Below are 12,503 nucleotides of genomic sequence, written 5' to 3'. Positions count from 1 at the left end.
GTCAACACCCTGGTGCTGCGCACGGGGATCGAGGCGGCCGAGCCGTTCACCGCGCTGCTGGACCGGGTGCGCCACACCGACCTGGAGGCCTTCGGCAACGCCGACGTGCCCTTCGAGCGACTGGTGGACCTGCTGGCGCCGGAGCGCTCGCAGGCTCGCAACCCGCTGTTCCAGGTGGCGCTGTCGTTCCAGAATATGGAACGGCCGACGCTGGACCTGCCCGGCCTGACCGTGTCGGCGCTGGATCTCGAGGAGAACATCGCCCGCTTCGACCTGCAGTTCACGCTCTCGGACCAGACCGCGGCGAACGGCATGGCGCTGGCGCTGACCTACGCGACGGAGCTGTTCGACGAGTCGACGGCCGACGCCATCGTGACGCGCTGGCAGCGGGTGCTGGAGTCGGTCGCGGCCGATCCGGAGATCGCGGTCGGCGCCATCGACATCCTGGACGCCACCGAGCGCGCGGACGTGGTGGCGCGCACCGGCGGCCCCGCGGTCCCGGCGCGCACGCTGCCCGAGCTGCTGGCCGCCGCGGTCTCCCGCGATCCGGCGGCGACGGCCGTGGTGTTCCAGGGCGCCCGGCTGTCCTACGGCGAGCTGGATCAGCGGTCGAACCGCTTGGCGCGCTTGCTGATCGAGCGCGGCATCGGCACCGAGGACCTGGTGGCGATCGCGGTGCCGCGATCGGCGGACTCCTACTTCGCCGAGTGGGCGGTGACCAAGTCGGGTGCGGCGTTCCTGCCGATCGACCCGACCTATCCGTCCGACCGCATCGAGCACATGCTCACCGACTCGGGCTCGCCGGTCGGTCTGACCGTGGCCTCCGTGCGCGATCAGCTGCCGGATTCGGTCGAGTGGCTGGTGCTCGAGGACCTGGATCTGGACGCCCACGCCGCCGCGGCCGTGACCGACGAGGATCGAGTGCGGCCGCTGCGTCCGCACAACCTCGCGTACGTCATCTACACCTCCGGTTCCACCGGTGTGCCCAAGGGCGTCGTGGTGCCGCACGCCGGTCTGGCCAACTTCAGCGCCGAGCAGGTGGCGCGGTACGAGCTCGACTCCGATTCGCGCACACTGCATTTCTCCTCGCCGAGCTTCGACGCGTCGATCATGGAGCTGCTGCTCGCCGTGGGGCCCGGTGGCGCCCTGGTGATCGTCCCGACCGGCGTGTTCGGCGGCGAGGAGCTGTACGAGCTGATCCGGCGCGAGCAGGTCACCCACCTGTTCATCACCCCCGCGGCGCTGGCGACGCTGGAGCCGCACAACCTGGACAGCCTGCGGGTGCTGGCGGTCGGCGGCGAGGCGTATTCGCCCGAGCTGCTGGCGAAGTGGGCCGTGCCGCTCGGTGACAGCGGCGTGGTCCGCGCGTTCCACAACATCTACGGCCCGACCGAGACCACCATCGTGGTCAATATCGGCGAGCCGCTGCTGCCCGGCGACGCGCTCACCATGGGCGGACCCAACCGCGGCATGCGGTCGCTGGTGCTGGACAACCGGTTGCAGCCGGTGCCCGACGGGGTAGCCGGTGAGCTGTACGTCGCCGGCATTCAGGTCACGCGCGGTTACCACGCGCGCGCCGCGCTGACCGCCGACCGCTTCGTCGCGAACCCGTTCGTGCCGGGTGAGCGGATGTACCGCACCGGTGACGTGGTGCGCTGGACCTCGCGGCCGCGTCCCGCCGGTCACACCGAATACCGCCTGGAATACGTCGGCCGCTCCGACTTCCAGGTGAAGGTGCGCGGTTTCCGCATCGAACTGGGCGAGATCGACACCGCGCTGACCGCGCACGAGGCCGTCGACTTCGCCACCACCATCGGGCACAAGAACGTCGCGGGCGCGGTCGTGCTGGTGTCGTATGTGGTTGCGGCGCCGGGCCGTTCGATCGACACCGCGGACCTGAAGGCGCACCTCGAGGAGCGGGTGCCGACCTACATGGTGCCCTCCTCGATCATGGTGCTCGACAGCATCCCGCTGACCCCGGTCGGCAAGCTGGACCGCCGGGCGCTGCCGGAACCGGTCTTCGAGACCGAGGCGGAGTTCCGCGCGCCGCGCACGCCGCTGGAACGGACCATCGCCGAGGTCTTCGCCGAGGTGCTCGGTACGCAGCGGGTCGGCGTAGACGACTCGTTCTTCGCCCTCGGCGGCGACAGCATCGTCTCGATCCAGCTGGTGTCTCGGGCCAAGGCGCGCGGCGTCATCTTCACGCCGCGTGACGTTTTCGAGCAGCGCACCGTCGCCGGGCTGGCGAGCGTCGCCGAAACCGGCAGCGCGACCGGCGATGCCAAGCCGGTGCTGGCCGAGCTGCCCGGCGGCGGCGTCGGCACCATGCCGCTCACCCCGGTGGTGCGGTTCATGGTGGAGCGGCCGGGCTCGTTCGGCCGCTTCAATCAGACGCTGGCACTGGAACTTCCGGTCGGCATCGACCGCGCCGGTATCGCCTCGACGATCGCCGCGGTCGTGGATCGCCACGACATGCTGCGGGCGCGGCTGCGCCGGCACGCGGGCGCGGAATGGATCGTGGAGACCGCCGCGCCGGGCACCGTCGACATCGACGCGCTGCTCGAGCGGGTCGAGTTCGACGCCGCCGCCGACGACGCCGAGCTGTTCGAGATCGCCTCCGCCGCACTGGATTCCGCGCTGGACCGGCTGGATCCCGAAGCGGGCGTGGTGATCCGGTTCGTGTGGCTGGCGCCGAGCACGGCCGATCGTTCCGGTCGTCTCGTCGTGATCGCCCACCACCTCGTCATCGACGGTGTGTCGTGGCGCATCCTGGTGCCGGACTTCGTGGCGGCCTGGGGACAGCTGTCGTCCGGCCAGACACCGGAACTCGCCGCGCCCGCCACCAGCATGCGCACCTGGGCGCACGCGCTGGAGCGGCAGGCGGCCGAGCGCGGCGCCGAGCTGGACCGCTGGCGCGCGGTGGTCGACGGACCCGACCCGCTGCTCACCGAGCGGCCGCTCGATCCGGCCGTCGACGTGTCCGGCGTGCTCGAGCGGCATCGGGTCGAGGTGTCGGCCGAGACCACCCGCGCCCTGCTGAACACCGTGCCCGAGCTGTTCCACGGCGGTGTCAACGACGGTCTGGTGACCGCGCTGGCGCTGGCGGTGGCGAAGTGGCGGGCGAGCCGTGTCGCCTCCGGCGCCGGTGACTCGGTACTGGTCCGGATGGAGGGCCACGGCCGCGAAGAGGACGTGGTGCCCGGCGCGGACCTGTCCCGCACGGTCGGCTGGTTCACCGCGATCTTCCCGGTGCGATTCGACCTGTCCGACATCGACATCGACGCGGCGCTGACCGGCGGCCCGGCCATGGGCCCGGCGGTCAAGGCCATCAAGGAGCAGCTGCTCGCGGTCCCGGACAAGGGCCTGGGCTACGGCCTGCTGCGCTACCTGAACCCCGAGACCGCGGCCCGGCTGCCCGAGCAGCTGCCCGGCCAGGTGAGCTTCAACTACCTGGGCCGGGTCGCCGAGGGCGCGGTGCCCGAGGCGATGCGCGGCTTCGGCTGGATTCCCGCGGCCGAACTCGGCGCGCTCGGCGGCGGCTACGACGCCGACATGCCCGTGATGGCGCCGCTGGACATCAACGCCATCGTGGTCGGCGACCAGCTGTCGGCCAATATCGGTTACCCGACAACGCTGCTGAGCGAGGCCGAGGTCGCCGAGTTCGGCCGGTTGTGGGTGACGGCGCTGGAAGCCGTGGCGCGCCATGCCGATTCGGCCGAGGCCGGTGGGCACACCCCGTCGGACTTCTCGCTGGTGCGGGTCGGGCAGCGCGACATCGACGGCTGGGAGCAGCGCTTCCCGGCCCTGCGCGAGGTGTGGCCGCTGTCGCCGCTGCAGGCGGGCCTGCAGTTCCACGCGCAGCTGGCCGCGGCGTCGGTCGACGTGTACACCGCGCAGGCGGTGCTGACGCTGACCGGACGCCTCGACGCGGCCCGGTTGCGTTCGGCCGCACAGGCTCTCGTCGACCGCTACGAGAATCTGCGCACGGCCTTCGTCACCGACTCCGACGGCAACCCGGTCCAGCTGGTGCTGAACAACGTCGAGGTGGCGTGGGCGGAATTCGACCGCCGGGCCACCGGCGACGCGAGCGATCTGGTCGAGGCCGACCGGATGAACCGGTTCGACCTCACCGAACCGCCGCTGATCCGGTTCACCCTGATCCAGGTGGCGACGGACCGCTGGCAGCTGGCCGTCTCGAACCATCACATCCTGCTCGACGGCTGGTCGATGCCGCTGCTGATGCGGGATCTGCTGGTGCTGTACGCCACTCGCGGCGACACCGGCGCGCTGCCGGCCGTGCGCTCCTACCGGCACTTCCTGGAATGGATTGCGCAGCAGGATCATTCGGCCTCGGTCGCGGCGTGGGCGCATGCCCTGTCCGGCGTGTCCGAGCCGACGCTGCTGACCCGGCCGGACGCCGGGCGCGAGATCACCGCGCTGTCGGGTGAATACCTCTTCGAACTCGACGAGGCGACCACCGCCCGGCTCACGGCGCTGGCCGCCGACCTGGGCGTCACCGCGAACACCGTGCTGCAGGCGGCGTGGGGAATCCTGCTGGGCCGCTGGACCGGTCGCTACGACGTGCTGTTCGGCACCACCGTGTCCGGCCGGCCGCCGCAGCTGTCCGGCGTGGAGTCCATGGTCGGCCTGTTCATCAACACGGTGCCGGTGCGCGTGCGTTTCGACGAGTCGGAGTCGGCGCGGGAACTGCTGGTGCGCACCCAGGGCCAGCAGGCGGACCTGCTGGACCACCACTACGTGGGGCTGGCGGAGATCCAGGCCGCCGCGGGTGTCGGCGGACTGTTCGACACCCTGGTGGTGTTCGAGTCCTACCCCGTCGACGCCGAGGGCATCCAGCGGCAGGCCGCCGACATCGACGGCATGGCGGTCACCGGCCTGGACGCCACCGACGCCACGCACTATCCGCTGACGCTGATCGTGCAGCTCGACGCGCAGCTGCGGATCCGCGCCGGTTACCTGCGCGACCTGTTCGACGAGGACACGGTGCGCCGCGTCGCCGACCGGCTGGTGCGGGTGCTCACCGCGATCACCGCCGATCCCGACGCCCCGGTGGGCGGCATCGAACTGCTCGAGACCGCCGAGCGGGAGCGGATCGTGGCGCGCTGGAACGCCACCGATTTCGATCTCGCGGCCGCGCTCGCGGACGCCTCGGTGCCGAACGCGACCCTGCCCGCCATGTTCGCCGAGCAGGCCGAACGCACGCCGGACGCGACCGCGGTGACGTTCGAGGGGACAACTCTGTCCTATGCCGAATTCGCCACGCGCGCACACAAACTGGCACGCTGGCTGATCGAGCGCGGCGTGGGCCCGGAGACCCTGGTGGCCCTGGGCATGCGGCGCTCCGCCGATCTGGTGGTCGGCATGTACGCGGTGACGCTGGCCGGTGGCGCCTACGTGCCGCTGGATCCGGACCATCCGGCCGAGCGCACGCAGTACATCCTGGCCACCGCCGACCCGGTGTGCGTGCTCACCTCCGACGAGGACCTGGCCACCGACACCGCCCAGGTCCGCATCGACCTGCTGGACCTGTCCGGGTATTCGGCCGCGCCGATCAGCGATGCCGACCGCCGCGCGGCGCTGCGGCCGGAGAACACGGCCTACGTGATCTTCACCTCCGGCTCCACCGGACGGCCCAAGGGCGTGGCCGTCTCGCACGCGGCGATCGTGAACCGCCTGGTGTGGATGCAGTCGGAGTACGGGCTCACCGCGGACGATGTCGTCCTCCAGAAGACCCCCGCCACCTTCGACGTGTCGGTGTGGGAGTTCTTCTGGCCCTTGCAGATCGGCGCCCGGCTGGCGGTCGCCCGGCCGGACGGCCACCGCGACCCGGCCTACCTGGCGGAGCTGATCGCCGCCGAGGGCGTGACGGTGACCCACTTCGTCCCGTCCATGCTGACCGTGTTCGTCACGGAATTGGAATCCAGCCCCGTCATTCCGGCACGCTCTTGGCCGGAATCCACCGGTGGATCCCGGCCAGAAGCACGCCGGGATGACGTTTGGTCGGAGGGCCGGGATGACGATGGGCCGGAGCGCGAGGGCCTGAACCTGCGCCTGGTGTTCGCCTCGGGTGAGGCGCTCACGCCGCGATCGGCGCATCGTCTGCGCGAGCTGACCGGCGCCGAGGTGCACAACCTGTACGGCCCGACCGAGGCGGCCGTCGACGTCACCTATCACGAGGTCGTCGACGCCGATATCGAGTCGGTGCCGATCGGGCGACCTGTGTTCAACACCCGGGTCTACGCGCTCGACGCGCGGCTGCGGCCGGTTCCGGTGGGCATCGCGGGTGAGCTGTACCTCGCGGGCGATCAGCTGGCCCGCGGCTACGTGGCCCGCACGGACCTGACGGCCGACCGTTTCGTCGCGAACCCGTTCGGCCCCACCGGTTCCCGCATGTACCGCACCGGTGACCTGGTGATGTGGAACGCCGACGGCGAGCTGCAGTACCTGGGCCGCACCGACTTCCAGGTGAAGCTGCGCGGCCAGCGCCTCGAGCTGGGCGAGATCGAGGCCGCGCTGACCGCGCTGGACGAGGTCGCGCAGGCGGTCGTGGTGGTGCGCAGCGATCAGCACACCGGCGATCAGCTGGTCGGCTATGTCGTTGCGGCATCCGGCTATTCGATCGATGTCGAGACCGTGCGCGAGGACCTCGGGCAGCGGCTGCCCGCCTACATGGTGCCCTCGGTGGTGCTCGTGCTCGACGCCCTGCCGCTCAACGCCTCCGGCAAGCTCGACCGCCGCGCGCTGCCCGCGCCGGTGTTCGAGGCGGCCACCTTCCGGGCGCCCACCACGCCGGTGGAGGAGATCGTGGCCGGCACCTTCGCCGAGGTGCTGGGCCTGGAGCGGGTCGGTCTGGACGACGACTTCTTCGCCCTCGGCGGCAACTCGCTGATCGCCACCCAGGTGGCGGCGCGGTTGTCCTCGGCGCTGAACACTCAGCTCGGGGTGCGCGAGATCTTCGAGGCGTCCACGGTCGCCGCGCTGGCGGCCCGCGCCGAGTCGCCCTCGGGCGCCGGCATGCGCAAGCCGTTGACCGCGCAGCCGCGCCCCGAGCGGCTGCCGCTGTCGCTGGCGCAGCAGCGCATGTGGTTCCTCAACCGCTTCGATCCCGGCTCGGCCGTCGACAACATTCCCGTGGTGGTGCGGCTGTCCGGACTGCTCGACCGGCAGGCGCTGCAGATCGCGGTCGCCGATGTGCTGGCGCGGCACGAATCGCTGCGGACCATGTACCCCGAGATCGACGGCGAGGCGTTCCAGGAGGTCGTGGCGACGGGCCGGGTGATCCCGGACCTGACGCCGATCGATGTCACGGAGAACGAACTGCCGCTGCGGCTTTCGGAGCTGCTGCTGACCGGCTTCGACGTCACCGTCGAGGTGCCGTTCCGGGCGGGGCTGTTCGAGGTGAGCCCGACCGAGCACGTGCTGGCGATCGTGGTGCACCACATCTCCGCGGACGGCTTCTCCATGGGCCCGTTCGCCCGCGACGTGATGACCGCCTACAGCGCCCGCGTCGACGGCGGCGAGCCCGCGTGGCAGCCGCTCGAGGTGCAGTACGCCGACTTCGCGCTGTGGCAGCGCGATGTGCTGGGTTCCGAGGACGACCCGGAATCGCTGATCTCCCAGCAGATCTCGTTCTGGACCCGCGCGCTGCGCGGTGTGCCGGAGCAGTTGGACCTGCCTTCGGACCGGCCGCGTCCGGCGGTCGCCTCCGGGCGGGGCGCGGTGCACACCTTCGACATCGACGCCGAGATCCAGGCCAACCTTGCCGAATTCGCGCGCAGCCGGGGCGGCACGCTGTTCATGGTCGTGCACGCCGCGCTGGCGGTGCTGCTGTCGCGGTTGAGCGGCGAGTCCGACATCGCGATCGGCACCCCGGTCGCGGGGCGTGGCGAGCGGGCGCTCGACGACATGATCGGCATGTTCGTCAACACGCTGGTGCTGCGCACCGAGATCGACGGCGCCACCACGTTCACCGATCTGCTGCAGACCGTGCGCGCCGAGGACATCGCGGCCTTCGGCAACGCCGATCTGCCGTTCGAGCGGCTGGTCGAGATCCTGAATCCGCGGCGGTCGCAGGCGCGTAACCCGCTGTTCCAGGTGATGCTGTCGCTGCAGAACACCCGCCAGATCACCCTCGAGCTGCCGGGCCTGACCGTCGGCGGGCTCGAATTGCCCATCGAGACGGCGAAATTCGATCTCGCGGTGGAACTCACCGAGCGGATGCGGGCCCCGGAGCCGGACGGCAACGGGACCGCCGTGCCGGCGGGCATCACGGCCAAGTTCGTGTACGCCACCGACCTTTTCGACGCCGAGACCGTCGCGCGGTTCGGCCACTGGTTCGTGCGGCTGCTGAAGGCCGTCACCACCATGCCGGACCGGCCGGTAGGCGATCTGCCGCTGCTCGACGCGCCGGAGGCGGCGCGGCAGCTGCGCGGCTGGAACGGCGTGGAGCGCCGGCTCGACCCGGTTGCCTCGGTGGTCGAATCGTTCGTCGCCCAGGTGCGGGCGACCCCGGACACGATCGCGATCGTGGACCGGTCGGCCGGAACCGCCGAATCCGGCCTGGCCGTCGAGCCGGTGTCGCTGACCTACGCCGAGTTCGGTGCTCGCGTGAACCGCTTGGCCCGCAAGCTGATCGAGGCCGGAGTCGGCCCCGACGTGCGGGTGGCGCTGGGACTGCGGCGGTCGCTGGACCTGGTCGTCGCGATCCACGCGGTGCTGCAGGCCGGTGGCGCCTATGTCCCGCTGGATCTGGACCAGCCCGCCGAGCGCGTCGCGTACGTGCTCGAAACCGCCACTCCGGCATGCGTGCTCACCACCTCGCGCGACGGGTTCGACAGCGGTGACCTGCCCGCCCTGGTCGTCGACGAGCTGGACCTGTCCGGATACTCGGACGCCCCGCTCGCCGATGCCGAGCGGACGGCCCCGCTGCGCCCGCAGCACCTGGCCTACGTGCTGTTCACCTCGGGATCCACCGGCCGCCCGAAGGGCGTCGGCATCTCGCACGCCGCGCTGTACCACCAGATGCGCTGGCTCATCACCGAATTCGGCATCACCGCCGACGATGTGGCGCTGTACAAGACTCCGGCCACCTTCGACGCCTCGGTCTGGGAACCGTTGGCGCCGTTGCTGATCGGCGCGCGGACCGTGATCGCCGTGCCCGACGGGCATCGCGACACCGCGTACCTGTCCGAGGTGATCCCCGCGGAGCGGATCACGCTGGCGTCGTTCGTGCCGTCGCTGCTGACGGTGTTCGCCACCACGGCCGACCCCGGCTCGCTGACCTCGCTGCGCGCGCTGCTGGTCGGCGGCGAGGCGTTCACCGGCGAAGCGGTGGAGGCGTTCCGGCGGCTGGGCCTGTCCGGTGTCGAGCTGATCAACCTGTACGGCCCGACGGAATTCACGGTCAACGCCACCCACGCGGTGGTCCCGGACGGCGTCGCGACGGCGGTGCCGATCGGGCGGCCCGTGTGGAACACCGACGCCTACGTGCTCGACGGGCGACTGCACCCGGTGCCGACCGGTGTCGCGGGTGAGCTGTATCTGTCCGGCGAGCAGCTGGCCCGCGGCTACTTCGGCCGCGCCGACATGACCGCCGACCGGTTCGTCGCGAATCCCTTCGGGCCCCACGGTTCTCGCATGTACCGCACGGGCGACCTGGTGGTCCGCGACGCCGACGGCGCGCTGATCTACCGGGGCCGCACCGACTTCCAGGTCAAGCTGCGCGGCCTGCGCATCGAACTGGGCGAGATCGAGCACGCGCTGCGGTCGCACCCGGCGGTGGCGCAGTCGGTGGCCATGGTGCGCGCCGACGGCCACACCGGTGAGCGGCTGGTGGGCTATGTGGTGCCGGTCGCCGGAGCGGTGGCCGACGGCGCCGACTTCGACGCCGACCTGCGCGCGCACCTGGCCACGGTGCTGCCGTCGTACATGATCCCGGCGGCGTTCGTGGTGCTGGACGCCCTGCCGCTGGGCGCGAACGGCAAGCTCGACCGGCGGGCACTGCCGGAGCCGGTGTTCGGCGTCCGGGAGTTCCGGGCGGCCTCGACCCCGATCGAGGAGATCGTCGCGAACACCTTCGCGACCGTGCTCGGCCTCGACACCCCGATCGGCGTGGACGACGACTTCTTCGAGCTGGGCGGCAACTCGCTGATCGCCACCCAGGTGGTGGCCCGGCTCGGCAGCGCGCTCGACACCCGGATTCCGGTGCGGCTGCTGTTCGAGGCGTCCACCGTGGGCGCGCTGGCCACGCGGGTGGAGAGCCAGGTCGGCTCCGGCCGCCGTGAACTGGTGGCCGGGCCGCGGCCCGAGCGCATCCCGCTGTCGCTGGCGCAGCAGCGGATGTGGTTCCTGAACCGGTTCGATCAGCAGTCGGCGGCCTACAACGTGCCGATGGCGGTGCGGCTGACCGGTGAGCTGGACGTGGCCGCGCTGCGCGCCGCGATCGGTGACGTGGTGGCGCGACACGAGGTGCTGCGCACGGTCTATCCGGAGATGCCGGAGTCCGATTCCCCCAATGCGCTGTCTGCGCCGGTGCAGGTGATTCTGCCGGTCGCGCGGGCGATTCCGGAGTTGGAGGTCCGCACGGTCACCCCGGCGGAGATCGAAGCGGCCGTGGTCGAGCTGACCTCGACGATCTTCGACGTCACCAGCGAGGTGCCGCTGCGCGTGGCGCTGTTCGAGGTGGAGACCGGAAACGATTCCGCCCCACGCGAATACGTGGTGGCGATGGTGGTGCACCACATCTCCGGTGATGGCTCGTCGGTGGCCCCGCTGACCCGCGACCTGATGACCGCGTACGCGACCCGCGCCGCGGGCGAGGCCCCGAACTGGCCGCCGCTGCCGGTGCAGTACGCGGACTACAGCCTGTGGCAGCGCGAACTGCTGGGCAGCGAGGAAGACCCGGAGTCGCTGGCTACCAAGCAGATCAGCTACTGGCAGACCGCGCTGGCGGAGCTGCCGGACCAGCTGGATCTGCCGTCGGACCGCCCGCGGCCCGCGGTGCAGTCATTCGCCGGTGGCAAGGTGCCGGTGCGGATCGACGCCGAAACCCACCGCGCGCTGGTGGGTCTGGCGCGCTCCGAGGGCGCGACGCTGTTCATGGTCGTGCACACGGCGCTGGCGGTGCTGCTGGCGCGGCTGTCGGGCACCGAGGACATCGCGATCGGTACCCCGGTCGCCGGGCGCGGCGAGGCCGTGCTCGACGACATGATCGGCATGTTCGTCAACACCCTGGTGTTCCGCAGCCGGGTCGACGGCGGCGAGGCGTTCACCGAACTCCTCGCGCGCCAGCGGGAGACCGACATCCAGGCGTTCGCGAACGCCGATGTGCCGTTCGAGCGGCTGGTCGAGGTGCTGAACCCGGTGCGTTCGACCGCGCGGCACCCGCTGTTCCAGGTGGGTCTGTCGTTCCAGAACCTGGCGTTGTCGACCCTGGACCTGCCCGGACTGACGGTGTCGGGCGTGGACTTCGACACCCAGCTGTCGCAGTTCGACCTGCACCTGATCGTGTCGGACCGGTACGACGAGTCGGGTGCGCCGACGGGCATCGAGGGCGTCCTCACCTACGCGAGCGATCTGTTCGACGCCGAGACGGTCGAGGGCTTCGTGGGCCGGTTCGTGCGGCTGCTGGGCGGCATCGTCGCCGGGCCGCGCACGGCGGTGGGCGAGCTGGGCCTGCTCGGTGACGCCGAGCGCGCCGGAATCGTGCTGGGCCGCAACGCGACCGGGTTCGCGACCGACCGCTCCGCGACGCTGCCGTCGCTGCTGGACGCGACGGTCGCCGACCGCGGCGACGCGGTGGCGCTGGTCGGTCCGGAAGGGACCACCGTCACCTACGCCGAGCTGAGCGAGCGGGTGAACCGCCTCGCGCGGCACCTGATCGCACTGGGTGTGGGTGCGGAATCCCGTGTGGCGCTGGCATTCCGCCGGTCGGTGGACCTGGTTGTGGCGATGTATGCGGTGTCGGCGGCCGGTGGTGCGTATGTGCCGGTCGACCCGGACCAGCCCGCCGAACGCGTGGGTTACATCCTCGAGACCGCCGACCCGGTGTGCGTGCTGACCAACGCCGACAGCGGTTTCGACGCGCGCGCGGTGGCCGCCGCGTATCCCGAGGGCGCGGCCGCCGATCCGGCCGCCGGGACCGTGCCGAATGTGGTCCGGATCGACGAGCTGGAGCTGTCGGAGGTGTCCGGCGAGCCGATCGCCGACGCCGATCGTGTTGCGCCGCTGCGTCCGTCGAATACCGCGTACGTGATCTTCACCTCCGGCTCGACCGGCCGCCCGAAGGGCGTGGCCGTGCCGCACGCGGCGATCGCGAACCAGTTGCAGTGGAAGACGGCCGAATTCGGCCTGACCGGCGACGACGCGGTGCTGCTGAAGACCGCGTCGACCTTCGACCTGTCGGTGTGGGAATTCTGGTCGGCCGCGGTGTGCGGCGGTCGCCTGGTGATCGCGACGCCGGACGGGCATCGTGATCCCGCCTA

Annotated in this window: 1 protein-coding gene (cut by both window edges); it reads left to right on the top strand. The window is 71.3% G+C overall.

The whole window is internal to a non-ribosomal peptide synthase/polyketide synthase gene (locus QH470_RS24285; RefSeq protein WP_280274641.1) on the top strand: the coding sequence, 51,852 nt in all, runs 17,097 nt past the left edge and 22,252 nt past the right edge, and what appears here is coding positions 17,098-29,600, spanning codon 5,700 (complete) through codon 9,867 (partial); the first codon wholly inside the window starts at position 1. The start codon and the stop codon both lie outside this window.

This window comes from Nocardia wallacei (assembly GCF_029868745.1).
Taxonomy (GTDB): domain Bacteria; phylum Actinomycetota; class Actinomycetes; order Mycobacteriales; family Mycobacteriaceae; genus Nocardia; species Nocardia wallacei_B.
The sequence above is the reverse complement of the archived record's forward strand: the minus strand, read 5'-3'. Positions and strand labels throughout refer to the sequence as shown.